At 66.8% G+C, this 22,526-nt stretch carries 18 protein-coding genes; 8 read left to right on the forward strand and 10 right to left on the reverse strand.

The window, feature by feature from the left end:
• Positions 1-37 precede the first annotated feature (37 nt).
• The 3 genes from cysD (at position 38) to C0J29_RS23375 (ending at position 3,224) form a co-directional block, all read left to right on the forward strand.
• Positions 38-955 (forward strand): sulfate adenylyltransferase subunit CysD, encoded by a 918-nt coding sequence (cysD, locus tag C0J29_RS23365; protein ID WP_065162818.1) that lies wholly within the window; start codon positions 38-40, stop codon positions 953-955.
• Positions 955-2,862 (forward strand): adenylyl-sulfate kinase, encoded by a 1,908-nt coding sequence (cysC, locus tag C0J29_RS23370; protein ID WP_120793690.1) that lies wholly within the window; start codon positions 955-957, stop codon positions 2,860-2,862. Before cysD ends, cysC begins: the two co-directional genes overlap by 1 nt.
• A gap of 71 nt (positions 2,863-2,933) precedes the next feature.
• Positions 2,934-3,224 carry a CDGP domain-containing protein gene (locus C0J29_RS23375; protein ID WP_065162820.1) on the forward strand — a complete coding sequence of 97 codons (291 nt, stop codon included), beginning with the start codon at positions 2,934-2,936 and terminating at the stop codon, positions 3,222-3,224.
• 49 nt (positions 3,225-3,273) lie between these two features.
• On the opposite strand, the gene C0J29_RS23380 is transcribed toward C0J29_RS23375, so the two are convergent.
• From C0J29_RS23380 to fdxA, 4 genes are all read right to left on the reverse strand, one after another.
• Positions 3,274-4,539 carry an alpha/beta hydrolase gene (locus tag C0J29_RS23380; RefSeq protein ID WP_120793691.1) on the reverse strand — a complete coding sequence of 422 codons (1,266 nt, stop codon included), beginning with the start codon at positions 4,537-4,539 and terminating at the stop codon, positions 3,274-3,276.
• An 80-nt stretch (positions 4,540-4,619) separates the two neighbouring features.
• The gene (locus tag C0J29_RS23385; RefSeq protein WP_242460527.1) at positions 4,620-6,998 is read right to left on the reverse strand and encodes an APC family permease; all 2,379 of its coding nucleotides are present in this window, start codon (positions 6,996-6,998) and stop codon (positions 4,620-4,622) included.
• 105 nt (positions 6,999-7,103) lie between these two features.
• A complete protein-coding gene (dapC, locus tag C0J29_RS23390) occupies positions 7,104-8,189 on the reverse strand; it encodes a succinyldiaminopimelate transaminase (RefSeq protein ID WP_120793693.1) in 1,086 nt (361 codons plus the stop codon).
• A gap of 20 nt (positions 8,190-8,209) precedes the next feature.
• Complete coding sequence (gene fdxA / locus C0J29_RS23395) at positions 8,210-8,536, reverse strand: ferredoxin (protein ID WP_065050067.1); 327 nt, start codon at positions 8,534-8,536, stop codon at positions 8,210-8,212.
• A 191-nt stretch (positions 8,537-8,727) separates the two neighbouring features.
• Between fdxA and C0J29_RS23400 the strand changes: the two genes are divergently transcribed.
• From C0J29_RS23400 to C0J29_RS23410, 3 genes are all read left to right on the forward strand, one after another.
• Complete coding sequence (locus C0J29_RS23400; protein ID WP_120793694.1) at positions 8,728-9,297, forward strand: PadR family transcriptional regulator; 570 nt, start codon at positions 8,728-8,730, stop codon at positions 9,295-9,297.
• On the forward strand, positions 9,294-11,330 hold the full coding sequence (locus C0J29_RS23405) for an NADPH-dependent 2,4-dienoyl-CoA reductase (RefSeq protein ID WP_120793695.1): 2,037 nt from the start codon (positions 9,294-9,296) through the stop codon (positions 11,328-11,330). The genes C0J29_RS23400 and C0J29_RS23405 overlap by 4 nt, the downstream gene beginning before the upstream one ends.
• 214 nt (positions 11,331-11,544) lie before the next feature.
• Positions 11,545-11,877, forward strand: coding sequence for a hemophore-related protein (locus tag C0J29_RS23410; RefSeq protein WP_065050061.1), 333 nt, complete (start codon positions 11,545-11,547; stop codon positions 11,875-11,877).
• Between the two features lie 83 nt (positions 11,878-11,960).
• Here the strand turns inward: C0J29_RS23410 and C0J29_RS23415 are convergent, their stop codons facing one another.
• Together C0J29_RS23415 and C0J29_RS23420 are read right to left on the reverse strand one after the other, a co-directional pair.
• Positions 11,961-12,722 carry a maleylpyruvate isomerase N-terminal domain-containing protein gene (locus C0J29_RS23415; RefSeq protein WP_277950750.1) on the reverse strand — a complete coding sequence of 254 codons (762 nt, stop codon included), beginning with the start codon at positions 12,720-12,722 and terminating at the stop codon, positions 11,961-11,963.
• Between the two features lie 52 nt (positions 12,723-12,774).
• A complete protein-coding gene (locus tag C0J29_RS23420) occupies positions 12,775-15,348 on the reverse strand; it encodes a bifunctional FO biosynthesis protein CofGH (RefSeq protein WP_120794926.1) in 2,574 nt (857 codons plus the stop codon).
• Between the two features lie 271 nt (positions 15,349-15,619).
• Here C0J29_RS23420 and C0J29_RS34515 point away from each other — a divergent pair, with 271 nt between their 5' ends.
• A complete protein-coding gene (locus C0J29_RS34515; RefSeq protein ID WP_120793697.1) occupies positions 15,620-16,498 on the forward strand; it encodes a PE family protein in 879 nt (292 codons plus the stop codon).
• Positions 16,499-16,502: 4 nt separating this feature from the next.
• On the opposite strand, the gene C0J29_RS23430 is transcribed toward C0J29_RS34515, so the two are convergent.
• Complete coding sequence (locus tag C0J29_RS23430; protein WP_120793698.1) at positions 16,503-16,964, reverse strand: hypothetical protein; 462 nt, start codon at positions 16,962-16,964, stop codon at positions 16,503-16,505.
• A gap of 120 nt (positions 16,965-17,084) precedes the next feature.
• On the reverse strand, positions 17,085-17,984 hold the full coding sequence (gene mshB, locus C0J29_RS23435; RefSeq protein WP_065050053.1) for an N-acetyl-1-D-myo-inositol-2-amino-2-deoxy-alpha-D-glucopyranoside deacetylase: 900 nt from the start codon (positions 17,982-17,984) through the stop codon (positions 17,085-17,087).
• Between the two features lie 83 nt (positions 17,985-18,067).
• Here mshB and C0J29_RS23440 point away from each other — a divergent pair, with 83 nt between their 5' ends.
• On the forward strand, positions 18,068-18,682 hold the full coding sequence (locus C0J29_RS23440; RefSeq protein ID WP_065050051.1) for a TetR/AcrR family transcriptional regulator: 615 nt from the start codon (positions 18,068-18,070) through the stop codon (positions 18,680-18,682).
• Between the two features lie 25 nt (positions 18,683-18,707).
• Here the strand turns inward: C0J29_RS23440 and C0J29_RS23445 are convergent, their stop codons facing one another.
• Positions 18,708-19,823 carry a PE family protein gene (locus C0J29_RS23445; protein ID WP_120793699.1) on the reverse strand — a complete coding sequence of 372 codons (1,116 nt, stop codon included), beginning with the start codon at positions 19,821-19,823 and terminating at the stop codon, positions 18,708-18,710.
• A gap of 233 nt (positions 19,824-20,056) precedes the next feature.
• A complete protein-coding gene (locus tag C0J29_RS34520; protein WP_120793700.1) occupies positions 20,057-22,303 on the reverse strand; it encodes a PE family protein in 2,247 nt (748 codons plus the stop codon).
• Positions 22,304-22,526: the final 223 nt, after the last annotated feature.

A 22,526-nucleotide genomic window follows, 5' to 3' on the forward strand; every position in this document is an offset into this window, starting at 1 on the left:
ACGACGCAGAACGAAGTGATGAGGAGGGGCGGCTCCGATGACCCAAGCGATAGACACCACCCACGTCGACGAACTCCGCCTGCTCGAAGCAGAGGCGGTCCACATCATCCGCGAAGTCGTCGCCGAGCTGGAGCGCCCGGTGCTGCTCTTCTCCGCCGGCAAGGATTCGATCGTGCTACTTCGCCTGGCGGAGAAGGCTTTTCGCCCGCTACCGTTGCCGTTCCCGGTGATGCACGTGGACACCGGGCACAACTTCCCCGAGGTGCTCGAATTCCGGGACCGCCGGGTGACCGGACAGGGACACAAGCTGATCGTCGCGTCGGTGCAGGAGTCCATCGACAAGGGCCGCGTGCCCGACCCCGGGCCGACCGCCTCGCGCAACCGGGCCCAGACCCGCACGCTGCTCGACGCGCTCGAAGAGGGCGGCTTCGACGCGGCTTTCGGCGGTGCCCGCCGCGATGAGGAACGCGCCCGCGCCAAGGAACGGATCCTGAGTTTCCGCGACGAGTTCGGCCAGTGGGATCCGCGCGCGCAACGCCCCGAGCCGTGGACGCTGTACAACGGCCGGATCAAGAAGGGCGAGCAGGTCCGGGTTTTCCCGCTGAGCAACTGGACCGAGATCGACGTCTGGCGCTACATCGAGCTGGAAAACCTTGAAATACCGTCGATTTACTACGCCCACGAACGTGAGGTGTTCGAACGCGACGGCATTCTGCTGGCCGTGTCGGAGTACGCCAGCCCGGCCGACGGCGAGAGTGCTGCCGTGGAGTGGGTGCGCTACCGAACCGTCGGGGACCTGACCATCACCGGGGCGGTGCGCTCCGAGGCCACCGACATCACCCGGGTCATCAGCGAGATCTCGGCGGCGACGGTGTCCGAGCGCGGCGAAACCCGCGCCGACGACCGCACGTCGGCCGCCGCGATGGAAGACCGCAAGCGAGAAGGGTACTTCTGATGACCGTCGAGGATCAGCTGGCACCGACCTCCGGCAAGACGCGACAACTGCTGCGCATCGCCACCGCGGGCTCGGTGGACGACGGCAAGAGCACGTTGATCGGCAGACTGCTGCACGACACCGACAGCCTGCCGTTGGACCACTTGGAGGCGGTCACCGACGAGGAGGGCATCGCCGACCTTGCGGCACTGTCCGACGGTCTGCGGGCCGAGCGCGAGCAGGGCATCACCATTGACGTCGCCTATCGCTTCTTCTCGACCGAGAACCGCAGCTACATCCTGGCCGACACCCCCGGCCACGAGCGCTACACCCGCAATATGTTCACCGGCGCTTCCAACGCGCACGTGGCGATCCTGCTGGTCGACGCGCGCGCCGGGGTGCTGCGCCAGACCCGCAGACATGCACGTATCGCAAAACTGTTGGGCATCAAGCACTTCGTGGCTACGGTCAACAAGATCGACCTGATCGACTTCGACCAGGAGGGTTTCGCCAGAGTCGAGGAAGAGCTGGGTCATGTCGCGGCGCGCCTCGGCGAGGTCGACCTGACGGTGATTCCGCTGGCCGCCAAGCTCGGTGACAACGTCGTGCACCGCTCCGATCGCACGCCGTGGTACACCGGGCCCACGCTGCTGGAGTATCTGGAGGCCGTGGAGCTGGTGGCCCCGCAGGCCCAGGCGTCATGGCTGCGGCTGCCCGTGCAGTGGGTGTCGCGGCCCACGGCAGAGGTGCGCCGCCGCTACACCGGCCGGCTCGCGGCGGGCACACTGAGCGTCGGTGATCCGGTGATCTCGCTGCCCGCCGGCACCCGCTCCACGGTGACCGCGCTGGACACCCTCGACGAGGATCGAACGACAGCCGTTGCGCCACTTGCAGTTTCGATCGAGCTGGCCGACGACATCGACGTGGGCCGGGGCGACGTGTTCATCAGCGGTGCCGAGGACGCGGTGCCCCCGGTGCTGGCCCGTGAGCTGGACGCGATCGTGTGCTGGTTCGTCGATTCGCCATTGCGGGCCGGTGACCGGCTGGCCCTCAAGCAGACCACCAAGAGCGTGCGCGCGACCGTGCAGGAATTGCACTCGCGGCTGGACCCGGAGACCCTGGACGAGCTCGACGGTCCAGTTGAGTTGGTGCTCAACGACATCGGCACGGTGACGCTGCGCACCAGCTCGGTCGTCATCGCCGACCCTTACGACGAGAACCGGGACAGCGGCGCGTTCATCCTGATCGACGAGACCACCAACGACACCGTCGGCGCCGGCACCATCGTCGAGGCCCGGGAGGTGAAGCCGGGCTCCCACCAGCGCACCGACATCCGTTGGCACCCTTCTGCCCTGGATCGCAAGCACCGCTGGAATGCCACCGGCCAGCCGGGCGCGACGATCTGGTTCACCGGACTTCCCGCGTCCGGCAAGTCGACCGTCGCGGTGGCCGTCGAGCGCGCACTCGTCGAATCGGGCCGGGTGGCCTACCTGCTCGACGGCGACAACCTGCGGCACGGCCTGTCCGACGACCTCGGCTTCTCCCCCGGCGACCGCACCGAGAACATCAGGCGGGTAGGACATTTGACGCGGTTACTGGCTGACGCGGGCGTAGTGGCGCTGGCTTCGCTGGTGTCGCCGCTCAAGTCGGACCGCGAGACCGCCCGCGCCCTCAGCGAAGCGGCCAAACTGCCGTTCCTGGAAGTGCACGTCGCCACGTCGCTGTCCGAGTGCGAGAAGCGGGATCCCAAGGGGCTGTACGCGCGGGCCCGCAGCGGTGAACTCAAAGGCCTGACCGGAGTCGACGCGCCCTACGAGCCGCCGGAGAATCCCGACCTCGTGCTGGACACCACCAACGCCGACATCGACGAACTGGCCGCCCAGGTGATCAGCCTGCTCAACGAGGTCAGCCCCCGGCCGCCGAGCTGACAATTCCCCTGAAACCGCGGCATGAGCGGTAACGTCGGTGGTGTCCAACCGGGCCGTCGACGGGAGAAACCATGAGGCACTGCATCGTCGCAGGGCTGGCTGTCGTACTGATGACTGGGGGGCTGATCGCCGCGGCCCCACCGGCCAGTGCCGGCTGCCAGTACGGGGGAGGCTTCATCAGCAAGTGCGACGGGCCCGTCCAGCCGGACGGCACCTGGCAACGGTGCGTGGCGGTCGCCCGTCTGATTCCCAGTGGCGCCAGTTCGTTTCTGGCGCCGGAAAAGCATTGCGACGTGATGGGTCCCGGCCAGAGTTCGGGCGACTTCGCGTTCAACGACCCGCCGATGCACATCGACGACTAACCGATCGCAGACGACTAACCGATCGCAGACGACTGACCGATCGCGTCAGCTATCCGACACGTCGGCCGGCGACAGACGCCCCCAGCCGGTCGCGGGCGTAGACCTCGGCCAGGAATTGCTCGACGGCCACCGCGGTGTGCGCGGCACGAGCCGAGCCGAAGATGTCGAAAGCGTGCTGCGCTCGGGGCAACTCGGCATACACCACCGGATTGCGGCTGACCTCCCGCAGACGCGTGGTGAAGCTGCGCGCCTGCTCGACCGGGATCAGCGAATCGTTCGTGCCATGCAGCACGAAGAACGGCGGCGCATCCTCGGAGATGTGAGTGATCGGTGAGGCGAGACGGAAAGGCTCCGCAATCTCCTTGCGCCCCAGCTTGAATACCCGCTTGGCCATCATGGCCGGCATCATCGGATGAACCGCGTCGTCGCGGGTGAAATCGTAGAACCCGTAGAACGGGATCGCCGCCTGCACCCGGGTGTCCGCCTCTTCGAAGCCGACCTGGAACAGCGGCTCGTTGGGCGTCAGTGCCGCGAGGGAAGACAGATGTCCCCCGGCCGAGCCGCCGGTGATCGCAATCCAATCCGGATCGCCGCCGTACTCCGCGATGTTCTCCTTCGTCCAGGCGATGGCCCGCTTCACGTCGACGATCTGGTCGGGCCAGGTCGACCGCGGGCTCAGCCGGTAGTTGACCGACACGCAGATCCAGCCGAGCTCAGCGAGATGGCTCATCAGCGGATGCGCCTGGCCGCGCTTGTTGCCCACCATCCAGGCACCGCCGTGCACCTGCAACAGCACCGGGGCCGGCGCGCCGCGCTCGAGGTCGGGCCGCCGCCAGATGTCGAGATGGTTGCGCGAGCCGAAGTCCCCGTAGCTGATGTCGACGTCGTGGGCGTAGTGGCGCCAGATGCGCAGCATGCGTGCCGGACCGGGCTTCTTGGCCGTGGCGCCGTCGTCGGCCGGCCGCTTCCACAGGTCGCCGGCTTCGTGGCGCCGGTCGGGGCCAAAACCTTCGTCCAGCGCGGCGGTCAGCACCTCGTCAGCCGACCGGCCGGTGCGGTGCAGTCCGACCAGACCCAATCCGGACAGCGTCGCCAACAACCAGCTCACCAGGCGGGTGCGACGCGGCACCCGGGGCGTTATGGCGGCCAGCGCGGCGAACTGCGCAGCCAGCGCAGGTACGGGAAGCTCGCTGGCGAAGAGGCCGTAGCCGAATGCATGTCCCGCCAGGTAGCCCCGCTTGCTGACCGGACGGTAGCCGTTTACGGCGAACAACACCCCAGCTAGAGCCACGAATATCGCCGCTATCCGCTTCATCGACTTTCCCTCCCGTCGACCTGGGCCGCCATCGGCCGGATCCTTCCTTAACTAACCTAACTGCCCGGCGTGGGGCCCTCTCAACCAGTTTCCCCCGCCTCGCCGGAACCTCCGGCGTCGTGAGTCTCCTGCGGCTGCTGCAGCACCTGATAGTCGGGGTCGACCATCGAGACGGGCCGGTTTCCGGTCTGCCGGGCCTTGCCGGTGATCCGCAGCACCTGGCCGGGCTGGATGTCGGCGCCGCCGTGGCCGGGACGGAACGTGACGGTCAGATCGCCGGTGTCGTCTCCGAGCACGATCCGCCGCACCGTGCGCCGGCGTTCGTTGATGTCCTCGACCTCACGAACGCGGCCTTCAACGGTGGCCCGTTGCCCAGGTATCAGTCCGGCGACCGTGATCACCGACTCCGGCCGCTGCGGGTGTTCGTAGGCCTCGACGTTGCGGTCCTCGCCCTGGGACACCCACGCTTCGATCTTGTCGAGGCGTCTTGCGAGCCGCTGCTCGAAACGGTCGGGGTAGGCCTCCTTGACCCGGGACTCGACGTCGTAGGGGACGATGGTGGCCGCGGCGTCGGGAATGAGGCTTACCGCGCGGGCGATCTTGTCCGCGGTGCGGTCGTGCAGCAGTCGGCCCAGCAGCGGCGCGTAGGTCCGGCGCGGCAGCAGCACCGTGACGTTGGTGTCGGGATGCTCCTTGCTCGTTTTGGCGACCAAGAGCTGAGCCGCGCGGTTGATCCGCCGGTCCGGGCAGTCCACGATGCGCAGCCTCGTCTCGAGACCGAACTCATCCCAGCGCTTCCGAAGGTGTGCGGCGTGGGCAGCGTCGACCATGAAGTGCACCGCGATCAACTCGTCGGCCCGTAATCCCTTGCCGTACCTCAGTCCTTCGATCACCGCGAGGTCGACCGAGTTCACGAAGATGTACACGCGGTGGCGGGCGTACTTCACCATTTCCGGACGATCGGTGCGGAACATCTCGAGAATGGCTGCCTCCGCCCGATATTCGCGGTTGAGCCGGATCAGCATGAACACCAGCAGCGGAAAGACCACGACGACCAGCCAGGCGCCTTCGGTGAATTTGGCTACCGCGAAGATGCCCACCACGACCGTCGACAGGATGCCCGCCGACAGATTGATCGCAAGCCGGTGTCGCCAGCCGGGTTCCCGGTGCGTCAGGTGGTGTTTGGTCATCCCGTAGCCGGCCATGGAGAAGCCGGTGAACACGCCGATCGCGTAGAACGGCACCAGCGCGTTGACCGAACCGCCTGTCGTCACCAGCAGCACCACCGACAGCGCGGTGAGCGCGATGATGCCGTTGGAGAACACCAGACGATGCCCGCGCTTCATCAATTGCCTTGGCAGAAAACGATCTTCGGCCACAAAGCTGGCCAGTGCGGGAAAGCCGTTGAAGCTGGTGTTGGCGCCGGTGAACAGAATCGCCGCGGTGGACGCCTGCACCAGGAAGAAGAAGACGTTCCCGATGACGCCGTTGCCGAAAACCGCGCGACCGATCTGGGACAGCACCGAAGGATATTCGGTCAGATACGGCGTGGCATGGGTGGCGTAGGCGAGGTAGGCGACGCCGGCCAACAGGAACCCGAGAATGCACGCCATCGCGGTCAGCACCCGGCGCGCGTTGCGGCCCTGTGGCTTCTGGAACAGATCAACGGTGTTGGAGATGGCCTCCACGCCCGTCAGCGACGAGCCGCCGTTGGCGAAGGCACGCAACAACACCAGGATCGTCGCGCCCATCACCAAACCGTTGCCCTGATGCACCGGCACCGTTCCGGGTAGCTGCGCGGGGTCGTAGACCGGCAATCCCCAGAACAGGTGGCGCACCACGCCGACCACGATGGTGCTGGCGACCATGACGATGAAGAAATAAGTGGCTACCGCGAAAGGTGTTCCGGCTTCCCGCATTCCGCGCAGGTTCAGATAGCAGATGAGGATCACCACGCCGACCGTGATCTCCAAACTGTAGGACCCCAGCGCGGGGAGGGCCGATACCACCGCCACCGTTCCGGCCGCCGACTGCACCGCCACGGTCACCACGTAGTCGATGAGTAGCGCCGCGGCGGCGATCTGCGCGACGCGGGGCCCGAAGTTGTCGCGCGCCACGATGTAGGAGCCGCCCGCCCGGGTGTAGGCCATCACCACCTGCCGGTAGGACGCCGCGACCAAGATGAGGATCAACAGGATGACGCCGGTGACGGGCAGCAATAGCGCGAACGCCGCCAGCCCGGCGTTGGGCAGCAACTCGATCAGGATCTGTTCGGGACCGTAGGCGGTCGACGAGATCGCGTCCGGGGACAGGGCACCCAGGGCCACTCCGTTGGACAGTCGCTCACCGGCCAGTTGCTCGGTGATCAGCGGCTTGCCCAGAAACACCCGCTTCAGGACGTCGCCGAGCGTCAGCGGGATCCGCAGCCTGCTCACCGACTTGCCCGCCGGACTTGCCAAACCGCACCCCCTGCCTCGGTTGCTGCGCCACTCCCGCGAGCAGACGCGAAATCGCACAAATTCCACGAAATATGTGCGATTTCGCGACTGCTCGCGGTAGAAAGGCTAGCTCAGGCGGGCTACGGCGGCGTCGATGCGTTCGTCGGTGGCGGTCAGCGCGACGCGCACGTGCCGCGCGCCGGCGGGGCCGTAGAAATCACCGGGCGCCACCAGGATGCCCCGTTCGGCGAGCCCGGTGACGGTGTCCCGGCAGTCCTGGCCACGACTGGCCCACAAATAGAGACCGGCCTCGGAATGGTCCACCGTGAAACCCGCGTCTCGCAGCGCCGGCAGCAGCGCCGCACGACGCCGCGCATACCGTTCGCGCTGCACCTTCTCGTGCTCGTCGTCGTCGAGTGCGGCCACCATGGCGGACTGCACCGGCGTCGGCACGATCATCCCGGCATGCTTGCGCACCGCCAGCAGTTCGGCGACCACGTCGCCGTCCCCGGCGACGAAGCCGGCCCGGTAGCCGGCCAGCGAGGAACTCTTCGACAGCGAGTGGATCGCGAGCAGTCCGGTGTGGTCGCCGTCGCACACGGAGGGGTGTAGCACCGAGAGAGGCTCGGCGTCCCAGGACAACCCGAGGTAGCACTCGTCGGACGCCACCAGCACGCCCCGCTCGCGGGCCCACCCCACCACCTTGCGCAGGTGGTCCAGGCCCAGCACCCGGCCGGTGGGATTACTGGGCGAATTCAGGTAGATCAGCGCCGGAGACTGCGGGCCGAGTTGGGTCAGCGAATCCGCCCGCACGATCTGCGTCCCGGCAAGTCGGGCACCCACGTCGTAGGTGGGATAGGCCAGTTCCGGCACGACGACCACATCGGCGCCGCCCAGCCCCAGCAGGGTCGGCAACCAGGCGATGAGTTCCTTGGTGCCGATGACGGGCAGCACCGCGGACTCCGGCACATCGGTGACGCCGAAACGGCGGGCCAGTGCGGCCACCGCAGACTCGCGCAACAGCGCGGTGCCTGCGGTCGCGGGATAACCCGGAGCCGAGCTGGCCGCCGCCAGCGCCGCACGGATCAGCGGCGCAACCGGGTCGACCGGGGTGCCCACCGACAGGTCGACGATGCCGTCCGGATGGGCCGCGGCCATGGCCTTCGCCGCGGCCAGAGTGTCCCACGGGAACTCCGGCAGCGTCGCCGACACACGGCGTTGCTGTCGCGCGTTCAGTCGCCTTCGCCCTGTGGGGGCAGGTCCTTGACCACTTGCGGGTCGTTCTCGGTCATGCCGACCTTCGCCGCACCACCCGGCGAGCCCAACTCGACGAAGAAGTCGGCGTTGATCTGCGTGTATTGGCTCCACTGCTCGGGCACGTCGTCTTCGTAGTAGATCGCCTCGACCGGGCAGACCGGCTCACAGGCGCCACAGTCGACGCACTCGTCGGGATGGATGAACAGCATCCGGGCACCCTCGTAAATACAGTCGACCGGGCACTCTTCGATGCATGCCTTGTCCTTGATGTCGACGCAAGGTTCGGCGATCGTGTACGTCACGGACGTCTCCTCAACGTGTCCTCCATGTACAGGTGGGCTGCGGGTCGCATCACCCCAGGGGCTTCGAGGGTGAGCGTTCGGTTACTGATACTAAACGTCGCACATACAACTCCGGCAATTGGCACGCCCGAGAGTCAGCCCTGCTATGAACTCAGTTGCATAGTAGCGGCTGCCGGATCTAGGGTGCGCGGGTGGCGTTGCCTCACGCGATCCTGGTCTCGCTGTGCGAACAGGCCGGTTCCGGCTACGAATTGGCTCGCCGCTTCGATCGCTCCATCGGCTATTTCTGGGGCGCCACCCACCAGCAGATCTATCGGACCCTGCGCGCGATGGAGAACAAGGACTGGGTACGCGCCACCACGGTGGCCCAGCACGGCCGGCCCGACAAAAGGGTCTACACCGTCTCCGGTAACGGCCGCGAAGAACTGGCGCGCTGGATCGCCGAGCCGCTGCGGCCGACCCGGCCCGGGCGAGGCAGTGCGTTGAGCGACGACGGCACCCGGGACATCGCGGTCAAGCTGCGAGGGGCGGCCTACGGCGACATCGCCGCCGTGCGCGCCCAGGTCGACGCGTTGCGCGCGGAACGTGCCGCGTCGCTGGACACCTACCGCGGACTGCAGCGGCGCAGCTTCCCTGACCCGTCCGGGCTGCGCGACGCCGCGCTGCATCAGTACCTCGTCCTGCGCGGCGGCATCCGCGCCGAGGAAAGCGCCATCGCCTGGCTCGACGAGGTCGGCCGGGCACTGCCGGAGACACCGTGACGTCGTACCCGAACCTGTTGTCGCCGTTGAACCTTGGCTTCACCACCCTGCGCAACCGGGTCACGATGGGTTCCATGCACACCGGCCTGGAAGACCGTGCCGGCCACACCGACCGGCTCGCCGAGTACTTCGCCGAACGCGCCCGCGGCGGCGTCGGACTGATCATCACCGGCGGGTATGCGCCCAACCGCACCGGATGGCTGCTGCCGATGGCCGCGCAGCTGATCTCCCCGGCCGAAGCCCGCCGCCATCGGCGCATCACCGGGGCGGTGCACGACGAGGGCGCCAAGATCCTGCTGCAGATCCTGCACGCGGGACGCTATGCGTACCATCCGCTTTCGGTCAGCGCATCGTCAATCAAGGCTCCCATCAACCCCTTTCGGCCCCGAGCGCTGAGCGGGCGCGGCGTCGAATCGACCATCTCCGATTTCGTCCGGTGTGCACGGCTGGCCGTCGAGGCCGGCTACGACGGCGTCGAGATCATGGGCAGCGAAGGCTATCTGGTCAATCAGTTCCTGGCGCCACGGACTAACAAACGCACCGACTCGTGGGGCGGCACGTCCGCCAACCGACGCCGGTTCCCGGTGGAAATCGTGCGCCGCACCCGCGCGGCGGTGGGGGCCGACGTCATCATCTGCTATCGGATGTCGATGGCCGATTACGTCGAGGACGGTCAAAGCTGGGACGAAATCGTCGCGCTGGCAAGGGAAGTGGAGGCGGCCGGAGCCACGATCATCAACTCCGGGTTCGGCTGGCATGAAGCGCGGATACCGACGATCGTCACGTCGGTACCCAACAGCGGCTTCGTCGACATCAGCGCCGCCCTGGCCGGGCAGGTCAGTATTCCGGTCATGGCATCCAACCGGATCAACATGCCTCAGGCCGCCGAGCGGATCCTGGCCGAGACCCCGGTACAGCTGATCTCGATGGCCCGGCCGTTGTTGAGCGACCCGGACTGGGTGCACAAGGCGAAGTCCGGGCGGGCGAACGAGATCAACACCTGCATCGCCTGCAACCAGGCCTGCCTGGACCACGCCTTCGCCAAGAAGACGGTCTCGTGTCTGCTCAATCCGCGGGCCGGGCACGAGACCAAGCTGGTGCTGTCACCCACGCGGCGCGCCCGTACGGTCGCCGTCGTGGGAGCCGGTCCGGCCGGGCTGGCCGCGGCAGTCGGCGCCGCGCAGCGCGGACACCGGGTCACACTGTTCGACGCCAACGAGTTCCTCGGCGGCCAGTTCGACCTGGCGCGTCGGATCCCCGGCAAGGAGGAATTCAGCGAAACCATCCGGTACTTCGCGGCGATGTTGGACAAACACGGCGTCGACGTGCGGCTGGGCACCCGAGTCGGGGCCGCGGACGTCATCAGATTCGACGAAATCGTGCTGGCGACCGGCGTCGTGCCGCGCCTCCCCCGCATTCCCGGTGTCGACCACCCCAAGGTGCTGACCTATGCCGAGGCGATCACCGGGGTCAGCGCGGTCGGCAAATCCGTCGCGGTGATCGGGGCGGGCGGCATCGGATTCGACGTCAGCGAGCTGTTGGTCACCGATGAGTCGCCGACGCTGAACGTCAGAGACTGGCGAACAGAGTGGGGCGTAGTCGACCCCGGCCTCGATCCCGGCCGAGCCCATTCAACGCGCGGGTCCCTGACCACTGCCCTGCCGGCGCCGCCGGCTCGTGAGGTGTACCTGTTGCAGCGCACCGCAGGTCCCCAGGGCACGCGGCTGGGCAAGACGAGCGGGTGGGTGCACCGGGCATCGCTGCGAGCCAAGGGCGTCCGCCAGCTCTCCGGGGTGAGCTACGAACGCGTCAGCGACGACGGCCTGCACATCCGCATCGGCAAGGCCCGGCCCCGGCTGCTGCCGGTGGACAACGTGGTGCTGTGCGCCGGCCAGGAGTCGGTGCGCGACCTGGAGAAGGAGCTGCGGCGCGTCGGGGTGGCGGCGCACGTCATCGGCGGCGCCGGGCTGGCCGCCGAATTGGACGCCAAACGAGCCATCCGGCAGGGCACCGAACTTGCGTCCCGCCTGTGACTGGTCGGCGGGCCCTCGATTTCGCTGATCGCGAAACAGCGGTTTACACGCTCCTGACCTGGGAATAGTTACATCCGCACACTGCCGTGCGATAACAATTTGCGTAGGAGCAAGTCCAGGGGGCCTGGTAGCCTTGATCGGAGACGGCAACCGCTGGGCAGATGTCGTCGCCGTTGAAGCTAGCGGTGCAATAGTTGGGGAAGGTATCCACAATATGAGGCTGTCGTTTATCGGAATGGGTGTCGCCGCCGGCGCCGCCGCCGTGTCGTTGGGTTTGGGAGCCGGTGTCGCCTCGGCAGATCCGTTCGACGGAGTCGTCAACACCACCTGCAGTTACCCGCAGGTGATCGCCGCGCTGAACGCGACCAACCCGGGAGCGGCGGCACAGTTCAACTCGTCGCCGATCGCGCAGAGCTACCTGCAGCGGTTCCTGGCTTCGCCGCCGCCGGCTCGGGCGCAGATGGCCGCGCAGCTGCAGGCCATGCCTGGAGCTTCGCAGTACATCGGCGTCGTCAATGACGTCGCAGGTGTCTGCAACAACTACTGAGTTCGAGACCCGCGAGCGTAACGCCACCGCGCCATTCCGCCAGGAGTAGCGCCGGCGTTACGCTCGCGGTTTTTTTGGCTTGCTCAGTAGCCGCTCAGCAGCCGTCGTACCCGGCCTAACGTTTCCGGACCGACGCGACTGCAGATCCGGGACGGGTCGCTCGGGCGTCGGCCCCAGAGCAGCAATACTCGCGCGGCGCTGTCCGTTTCCAAGGTGGCCGCTCCTTCGGGAGGCGCGAGCGCGATAGCGGTTCCGTCGGAATCAGCACTGAGTACGACATCGGTCATTTCCGGGTCGGTGCCCTGAACTCGCAGTCTGGCCTCGATGCGCTCGTCCGGCCGCAGGTCCCTGGCCCCTTTGGCCAGCAGCGGACGTCCCACCGCCAACACACTGTGGGTCGTCATCCAGGGTTCGGCCAGCCGGGTCTGCGCCGCCGTCTCGTCGCCAGTCACGTCCCAGCCGTGCAACACCAGCTCTTCGCGCATGTGCTCGGCGAACCACGCCACCTTCATGGTGCGTCCCGTCCAGGCGACGTCGGCATCGGCGGGAACCTCGTCGGCGGCTTCCGCGACCTCGTTCAGGCCGGCCATCCGTTCGTGCAGCGCGTTCCACAAATCCGCATCGTTCATCGCGCGAAGTGGGTCCTCACGCTCGAAGCCGCGGGTCTCAACGGCCTCGCCTGCCAGATAGGCGCCCAGCACGCGGGCCAGTTCCTCGGCGTTTCCGGCTTGATGAGCGACGACGTCGCGCACCGTCCAGGCTTCGCACCAGGTGCCTGCGTCTGGGCGGCGCCGCTGCACAGCATCGACGAACGGCCGCCATTCGGGAAATCGGTCGCTGTCTATCTTCCGGTGATTCCCTGTCCGCACGACGTGGGAATACCCAGTGATGCGCGAGCTAGGCGGCCAGCGTCGCGTAGGTCGTCGTGCGCTGACGCGCCGGGCGGCCGATTCCCTCCGCGATCGCGGCCAATTCGGCCGCCGACTTCGCCGAGCCGTGCTCCGAGCCGGCCATCCGCGAGATGGTCTCCTCCATCAGCGTGCCGCCCAGGTCGTTGGCACCACCGTTGAGCATCACCCGGGTGCGCTCCACGCCGAGCTTCACCCAGCTGGTCTGAATGTGCGCGATGCGCCCGTGCAGCATGATCCTCGCCAGTGCGTGCACCGCGCGGTTGTCGCGGTGGGTCGGCCCGGGCCGCGCGGCGCCGGCCAGATAGAGCGGCGAATTCTGGTGCACGAACGGCAGCGGCACGAACTCGGTGAAGCCACCGGTGCGGTCCTGAATGCCGCGCAGCACGTTGAGGTGCCCGACCCAGTGCTTCGGGGTGTCGACGTGGCCGTACATCATGGTCGACGACGACCGCAGGCCCACCTCGTGCGCGGTGGTCACGATCTCCACCCACAGCGAGGTCGGCAACTTGCCCTTGGTGAGCACCCAGCGCACCTCGTCGTCCAGAATCTCTGCCGCGGTACCCGGGATGGTGTCCAATCCCGCCTCGCGCAACCCGGTCAGCCACTCGCGGATGCTCAGCCCGCTCTTGGTCACACCGTTGGCGATCTCCATCGGGGAGAACGCGTGCACGTGCATCGAGGGCACCCGCGCCTTGACCGCCCGCACCAGATCCGCATAACCGGTGACCGGCAACTCGGGGTCGATGCCACCCTGCATGCAGATCTCGGTGGCCCCCGCCACGTGCGCCTCCCAGGCGCGGTCGGCGACCTCCTGCGCCGACAGCGAGTACGCGTCGGCATCCCCTTTGCGTTGGGCGAAGGCGCAGAACCGGCAGCCGGTGTAGCAGATATTGGTGAAGTTGATGTTGCGGTTCACCACGTAGGTCACGTCGTCGCCGACCACGTCGCGGCGCAACGAATCAGCCAGTGCGGCAACGGCTTCCAGCGCGGACCCGTCAGCGGTGGCCAGGGCGAGATACTCGTCGTCCGTGCAGCCGCCGGGGTCGCGTTCCGCCGAGCGAAGCGCGGCCAGAACGTCGGTGTCGATGCGTTCCGGCGCGCGCGAGGCCAGCTCGCTGACCCGCGAACGGATGGATTCCCAATCCCCGAACGCGCTGTCGAGGTCGCTGCGCGCCTCGGTGTTGCGGCCTTCGGTGTCGATCGCGGCGCCCAGGTCCACCCGGCCCGCAGATGCCACCTCGTCGGGCTCCTGCCACGGCATGCCCACCGGGTTGACATCGCGAGCCAACCCGGTTGCCGGATCTGCAAGCGCCACAACGTGTCCGCGCACCCGCGGATCGATCCACGCCGCGCCCGCCTGCACGTACCTGGGCTGTGCGGTCAGCCGTTGCACCAGGTCGTACCCGGCCTCGGCGGTGACGTCAGCCAGGTCATTCAGTGCGGGCCAGGGCCGTTCGGGGTTGACGTGGTCGGGCGTGAGCGGCGAGACGCCGCCCCAGTCGTCGACGCCGGCCGCTACCAGTGCCAGACATTCGTCGCGGGACACCAGGTTCGGCGGCGCCTGGATGCGCATGCCCGGCCCCAGCACCAGCCGGGCCACCGCCACCGTCGCCAGGTAGTCCTCGATGCCGGCGTCCGGCACGTCCGCCATCGCCGTGTGCTCCTTGGCCCGGAAGTTCTGCACGATCACTTCCTGAATATGGCCGAACTCCTTGTGCGACTTGCGGATCGCGTGCAACGTATCGGCTCGCTCCGTCAGCGTCTCGCCGATACCCACCAACAGCCCGGTGGTGAACGGAATGGACAGCCGGCCGGCGTCGGTCAACGCGCGCAGCCGTACCGCCGGGTCCTTATCGGGACTGCCGTAGTGCGCCAAACCCTTGGTTTCGAACAGCCGCCGCGACGTCGTCTCCAGCATCATGCCCATCGACGGCGCCACCGGCTTGAGCCGGGACATCTCCGACCACGTCATGACACCCGGGTTCAGATGCGGCAGCAACCCGGTCTCTTCGAGCACCCGGATCGCCATGGCCCGCACGTAGGACAGGGTCGAGTCGTAGCCACGTTCGTCGAGCCACTCGCGCGCTTGCGGCCAGCGGTCCTCGGGCCGATCGCCGAGGGTGAATAACGCTTCCTTGCAACCGAGCTCGGCACCGCGGCGCGCGACGTCGAGGATCTCGTCGGGCTCCATATACATACCCATGCCCTGGGCGCGCAGCTTGCCCGGAACGGTGACGAACGTGCAGTAGTGGCAGGTGTCCCGGCACAGGTGAGTGACCGGGAGGAATACCTTGCGCGAGTAGCTGATCGGCAACCGGCCGGTGGCACCGCGACGCCCGGCCGATTCCAGGCCCGCGTCCCGGACACGGGCCGCGCTGGCACACAGATCGGTCAGATCGTCGCCGCGCGCCGACAACGCGATGGCCGCTTCATCGATGTTGAGGACGACACCGTCCCGGGCCCGGCGCAGCACCCGGCGCAATGCCGAGCTACTGACTCTGGGTGGCACGACGGGACTGGGCAAAACCGTCGGCTCCGGTGGCCCCGGTGTTACTGGCACGTTGGTGTAACTTCCCCGCTCTCTGATTTCATCCGCACGTCCCACCCTGTGAGAACAATCCAGGCCGTGAGAATCCGGGCAGCCCCGGTCCCACTTCGCAACAGTAGCGGCAGCCGGCGCCCGGCACGCGACTGACCAGCAGCCGTGCCAGGGGGTCCATTTGGCCAACTGGCGAACTAGCGGCGACGATCGGGATAAAATCGGTGCCTGTCAGCCCAGCGAGAGGATCGCCGGGCATTGCCGACCTGATATCGAGTAGGGGGTGAGCGGGATGTCCTTTTTGCACGCGGATCCGGAGGCGCTGAAGGCGGCCGCCTCCAACATCGCCGGCATCGGATCGGAGATCAGTTCAGCCAATGCCGCCGCGTCGCTGCCCACCACCGGCGTGGTGGCAGCCGCCGCGGATCAGGTATCAGCGCAGGTCGCGGCGCTGTTCTCAACGCATGCCCAGGGATATCAGCAGCTCAGCTCCCAGATCTCGGCCTTCCACGAGAAGTTCGTCCAGGCCCTTGGCTCGAGTGCCGCGTCCTACGCCAACGCCGAGAGCAGCGCGGCGCGGACCCTGGCCGATGCGGTCAACGCGCCCGCGCAGCAACTGCTGGGACACCCGCTGATCGGACCGGGGGCGCCAAGTCTGGCCGGTGCCGCCGCGAGGGCCGCTACACAGGTGCAGAGTGCGCTGCAGGGTGTGCCGGCCGGCAACCTGCTGAGCGTGCTGGGACTGACGCCAACCGGCGGTTTAGGCGGTTTGACCGCCACCCGCGCATTGGCGGGACCGTTGGCCGCCGCGGCGGCGCCCGCTGCGGTGATCCCCGTATCGTGGGCCACTTCCATCCAGAATCTGTACAACTTCGTTGAGCCGTATGTGGCGTACGGCTTCAACCTGGCCGCTTACGCTGCGGGCTGGTTGCCATACGTGGGGATCCTGGCGCCGCAGATCAACTTCTTCTACTACCTGTTCGAACCCATGGTTCAGGCCGGGCTTTTCAATACCCTTGACTGGCTGGCTGGAACGGTCAGCTTCAGTCAGGGCCTGGCCAACTTCTGGGCGGCGACATCGGCGTCGATCAACCAGTTCCTCTACACCGAGTGGTACTGGATCCGCAGTTTCTTGCCGCCGCTGCCACCGTTGCCGCCGTTCTTCCCGTAACGGCTCACGGACGGGTTCTGCGTCGCCACAGCACCCATACGGGTGGCGCGACGCCCAGCACGATCAGCACCAGGGCCGCGTACGCCATCACGCCCTGGCCGCCGAGGATGATGTCGCCCCCGGGACCACCCAGGCTCGCCACCGCCACGGTGAGCAGCCAGGTCCACAACGGCAATGCGGCCATTCGCGGCGAGGTGGTCCAGCGGCTTGCCGCCCACACCAGGGCGGCGTTGACCAGCCCACTGATCAATGCGCTGATCGGAAACGGAGTGGAGCCGATGTAGGAGGGCAGGAGCAGCGCCCCGGCCAGCGCGGAGAGCACCCCGTCGACGGCCAGCAGCGCCAAGACAACAAAACGGATAGCCGGATCCGTCGCGCCGGTCTCTTCGATCGAGACGGCGCGTGGCTTGATGTCGGTCAGGTTGGGACGCTGTCGATCTGCGAGAGGATCGATCCGATGACCCACTGCATACTGTCGAGTCGGTCCTGCCAGTGCTGCAAGTTAGGGTCCAGGTCGGGGTCCATGGAAATTCCTTCCTCTTCCTTTCCGAGGCGGCTTCCTTTCCGAAACGGCCTGTGTCAAAGCCTAGTTGCCCGGACCAGTGATGCCCAGACCGGCAAGCAAATCCGTTTCCCAGCCACGTTCGTCCCGCTCCCCCGCCGCACCGGCGACCAGAATGTAGTGCTCTTGCGGGAGGATAGGCAGCGCAAGGTTATTCGAGAGCGCGCAGGCGCGTCCGGTCGCGCCGACGGTGAGTTGGGTGGCGTGCGCGGCGAGGGCGGCGACCTTGGCGGCGTGCGCGTCCGCGCCGGCCTCGACAACGGCGTTGATGTCGTCGTCGAGAAAGGTGAAGGGAATGTCTTCCGGCGGCAGCGTCCACTCCGGTCGAAGGTCCTCGGGCACCAGGGCCCGCAGGCCGGCAATCATGGCGTCCCGGGCCAGGACCGTCCAGTAGAACTTGGGCACCGACCACGGGTCGCCCGGGTAGTCGTCCGAGCGGCCGGCGGCAGCCACTGCCGAGGTGGTGACGGTGTGGGTGCGGATGTGGTCCGGATGGCCGTAGCCGCCGTTGGGGTCGTAGGTCACCACCACGTGCGGGCGCATGTCGCGGATCAGCGCGACGAGGGCGCCGACGGCTTCCCGTTCGTCGGCGTCCACGAATCGGCGCCTGCCGCGCGGTTCGGTGCCGGCCATGCCGGAGTCCCGCCAGCGCCCCGCGCCACCGAGATAAACCGGACCGTTGACGCCCAACGCGTGCAATGCCCGGCTGAGTTCGCTGATGCGGTAGCCACCGAGTTGATCCGCATGGTCGACGGCGAGTTGGGCCCAACGGTCACCCACGACCTCACCCTCCTCGCCCAGGGTGCAGGTCACGACATGCACTTGCGCTCCGCGTGCGGTGTAGTGCGCGATGGTGGCGCCGTTGGCCAGGCTTTCGTCGTCGGGATGTGCATGCACGAACAGCAGCCGCGGCGTCTCAGGCATGGACGAACCCTACCGCCGACCCGTAGACAGCCGAAAAACCGCCTTTAGTGAACGATAGGAACGCTAACGGCTACTATCGACCAATGCCGCAGGGGACCAGCACCACACCGAGCGCCAGCCGCAGCCGCCGGCGCGGCGAAGTTCTCGAACGGGCGCTCTATTCCGCTACTTTGGCGGAGCTGGCCGCGGTCGGCTATGGCGGGCTGACCATGGAGGGCATTGCGGCGCGCGCACACACCGGAAAGGCCGCTTTGTACCGGCGCTGGGCCAGCAAGCATGACCTGGTGCAGGCCGCCATGACACACAACGTGCCGCCGTTGCCGGAGCCGCGGGCCGGCCGGTCAACCCGGGAGAACCTGCTGGCGGTGTTCACGGCTCACCGCGATGTGTTGGCCGGCAAGACCGATTTTCCGGGCCTGGAGATCATCAGTCAGCTGATTCACGAACCCGAACTGCGCGCGATCTTCGTCGACGCGGTGGTGGTGCCACGCGTGAAGATCGTCGAATCGATACTGAAGACCGCGGTGCACGAGGGTGATATTGATCCGGCGACACTTACGCCGCTGACCGCTCGCATCGGATCGGCTTTGATCAACCAGCACTTCATGCTCACCGGGACCCCGCCCACCCGCCGCGAACTGTCCCTGATCGTCGACACCGTGATACCGCCGAAATCCACTGCAGCGCATACTAATTAAGCTGCGCTGCAACTTCCGGGCGCCGTCAGGCGCCGGTGATCAGTCCAGCCAGATCCAGCCCCGCCTCCGTGCTCTGGTCGAAAGCGCCGAGCAGGCCGCCGATCTGGCCACCGTTGAACGGCTGGGCCGCGGTGCCCAACAACAGCCCTTCGGTGAAGTTCGTCGGCACCTGCGCCCCGGTGAACAGGTTCACTCCTTGCTCGCCCGTGCCCAGCAACAGGTTTCCGATGTTGAACCCGCGGTTCAGCGCACCGTTCAGGGCGCTGTCGGTGTGGAAAACCTGTTGCTCCCAGGCGACTTCGTTGGCCACCAGGCTGTGGTTGAAGTTCATTTCGCTGTTGACCAGATTGGTGTTGAAGTTGACCTGCGCCGTTTGTATCTGCTGCAGGAAACTGGCCGGCGAGCTCAACAACGACTGCGCTGGCGCGGGAAGCGCACTCAGCAGTGCCTGGCCTGGCGCGCTGCCCACGAACAAGCCGGCGAAATTAGCACCGGCCGCGAGGCTTTGATCGAATGCGCCGAGCGGACCGCCGATGGCGCCGCTGTTGAAGACCTGTGCCGCACTACCGGTCAAGAGAGTCGAAGTAAACGTGGGCGGAACTTGAACACCCACAAGACCATTGAAGGCCTGCTCACCGGTGCCCACCAACAGATTCCCGGCGTTGAAGCCGCGGTTGATCACGCCGTTGAGAGCGGTGTCAGTGCCGAAAAAGCTTCGCTCCAAACCCAGTTCATTACTCAGCAGCGCATTGTTGAACGTGAGCTCGTTAGCCACCACATTGGAACCGAAGGCGATCTGCGCCTGTTCCAGTTGTTGCATCGGCGATGCGGCCGCCGCCATCGCCTGCAGCGGTGAGACATTGGCCGCCTCCGCGCCGGCGAAGGCAGCCGCTGTACTTCGCATGATCTGCACAAACTGCTCGTGAAACTGCGCGGCTTGGGCATTGAGAGCCTGAAATGCCTGCCCGTGCGCGCCGAAAAGCGCCGAGACGGCCGCCGATATCTCATCGGCGCCGGCCGGCAACACCGCCGTGGTCGCGGCAGCCGCCGACGAACCGGCAGCCCCGATCGTCGAGCCGATGCCCGCCAGATCAGTTGCGGCAGATGCCAGAAACTCCGGCACGACGTTCACATAGGACATGGCAAAACCTCCCCGTCGCTGACATGACGGCCCTCCCCGGCTGTCGTGTCGCTATTCAGGATGGTATCGACGTCGCAGGACCCGCTCAGGCGGTTTCTATGAACTGGACTGGACTAACTCATATCTGTTCGCCCCGCGGACATTTATTCGCTGGGCGAATGAGGAGGCCGAACCCAATCGGCCCGTCACCACTGGGATGACGGGCCGATCAGGGGATGCTTCAGGTGCAGCGGTTAGCCACCCCCGCCGACATTGCCGCCGACCGTGCCGCCGACCGAGCCGCCGATTGTGCCGGTGCCGGTGAGGGCGGCCGTCAAGTTGGCGTTGATGTTGGCGAGCAGGCTGGGCAGTCCGCCGGTCAGGGTCACCTGGATCGGGGACAACAAGCTGCTCAGCACCGACGCGTCGAACAACCACTTCTGCTCGAACGCACCCAGCAGGCCGCCGGCGGTGACGCCGCCGAAGACGTCGCCCGGCGCGGTCACCAGCAGGCTGCCCGTCAGGTCCACGGCCGGGGCGCCCAGCAGGGCGTTGATGGCCCCCTGCGGCGTACCGACCAGCAGCAGGTTCAACCCGTTGAAGGCATTGTTCACCGCGCCGTTGAGGGCGCCACCGGTCCCGAACACCATTGTCTGGAACAACTGCTCGTTGGCCACCAGGTTGGCGTTGAACGCCAACTGGCTGTCCACCAACCCCTGCAAGCTGGTCGGAGTGAGGTTCAGCTGCGTCAACAGCGAAGTGTCGAGGCCCGGCACACCGCCCAACGCCGCGTTCAGCGAAAGCAGTTGATGGGCAACACCTGTCAGGCCGCCGCCGATCGGGAAGCCGGGCGCCTCCAGCGCGCCGTTGACGATCAGGTCGCCGGTCAAGTTGGCAGCTGGGGCGCCGACGAGAGCGTTGACGAGTTGCTCGCCGGTACCCACCAACAAGTTCCCCGCGTTGACGGCGTAGCCCACCGGCCCAGCCAGTGCCGGTGCGCCCAACAGCGCGACCTCGTTGGCGACGAGCGTCTGGTTGAACGCGACTTCGTTGGCAACCAGTCCGCTCAACATGCCGCTCTGCAGTTGCTCGAAGCCCGCCAGCCCCGTTGTCGGAAGGGCCGCCACCGCGTTCACCAGCGCGTTGAGCCCTGCCGTGTCGCCGTTGACGGCCCCGGTCAGCGCCGCATTGATCTGACCGCTGAGCGCCGGCAGCGTCAGGTTCAAGTTGGTCAGTCCGGCACTCAGGTTGCCGGCCCAGGTGGCGCCGGCCTGCGTCAGGGCTGCGAAGTTGGGTATCGCGAAGTTGAAGTTCGGCAACGTGAAGTTGTTGGGCAACGTGAAGCTCACGTTGGGCAGCCCGAAGTTCGGCAATGCGAAGTTGAAGTTCGGCAACGTGAAGTTGTTGGGCAACGTGAAGCTCACGTTGGGCAGCCCGAAATTCGGCAGCGCGAAGTTGAAGTTCGGCAACGCGAAGTTCGGCAGCGCCAAATTGCCCGACAGCGCCCCGTTCAGCGCGGCACTCAACTGAGCACCCAGACCCGGGAACCCGCCGGTCACATTGGCAACCAGCGCAGGCAGATTCGCGGTGAACCCGCCCGTCAGTGCCGGCAGGCTCACATCGAAACCGCCCGGCAAACCGGACAGCGCGGCATTGAGGTTGGCTGCCAGCGAACCACCGGTCTGGGCCAGGCCGGACAGGCCGGAACTGAGGCTGGTCGCCAGCATCCCGCCGGTCTGCGCGAGACTCGTGAGGCCCGCATTCACGTTGGCCCCGAACGCATTACCGAGGGCAGTGAAGTCCGGCAAGCCGCCACTCACATTGCCCGACAGGGCAGCGTTGAGTTGAGCGCCGAGACCCGAAAGCCCACCGCTGAAGGCACCTGAGAGCAGGCCCGGCCCCACGTTGGCGTCAAGTGCGCTGTTGATGGCCAGGCTGGTGTTGAAGTTGGCCGGAACCTGTGCTCCGATAAGGACATTGAAGGCCTGCTGGCCCCCGCCGACGAACGAGTTCGCGACGTTCAAGCCGGCGTCGACGGCATTGGAGACTGCGTTCCCGCCGCCGAATAGTGCCTGCCGCAGCGCCACCTCGGTGCCCACCAACGACTGGTTGAACGACACCTGGGCATTGACGATGTTGGAGGTGAAACCGGCCCACGCCTGGCCGATCCCCTCGAGCGACACGGTCGGGGCGGCCAGCCCGTTGACCAGAGCCTGCGCCGTATTCGCTTCTGCCGCAGCATAAGCTCCGGCGCCGGCGGTCACGGCCTGGACGAACCGTTCATAGGAGGCCGCGACCTGCGCGCTGACCTGTTGATAACCCGCCGCATTATTGGAGAACAGCGCGGCGATCTGCACCGACACTTCATCGGCGGCCGCGGCTAGCACGCTCGTAGTCGACGCAGCCGCTGCCGCATTGGCGGCGCCCAGCGCCGACCCAATACCGGACAGATCTGCGCCGAACGCCGACATTATTTGTGGCTCGACAAAGACATATGACATGGACCGACCCCTCACCGCAATGATTGCTGGCTTACCCCGGCCCGATCAGGTGCCCTCTACCCCCGACCGAAGCGTATCGCGGGGGTTGACCGGAGCATGCGATTTCTAAACGTAGATTTTTGTAACAATTTGTCGCAGGCCAAATTGGCCGGTCCCCACTAAGCCGCTCGCCATGCGCCCAGTTTCGAGATCGCGCCCAAATGATCTGTATGGCATGGATTTC

Origin of the sequence: Mycobacterium paragordonae (genome assembly GCF_003614435.1) — a bacterium.
Taxonomy (GTDB): domain Bacteria; phylum Actinomycetota; class Actinomycetes; order Mycobacteriales; family Mycobacteriaceae; genus Mycobacterium; species Mycobacterium paragordonae.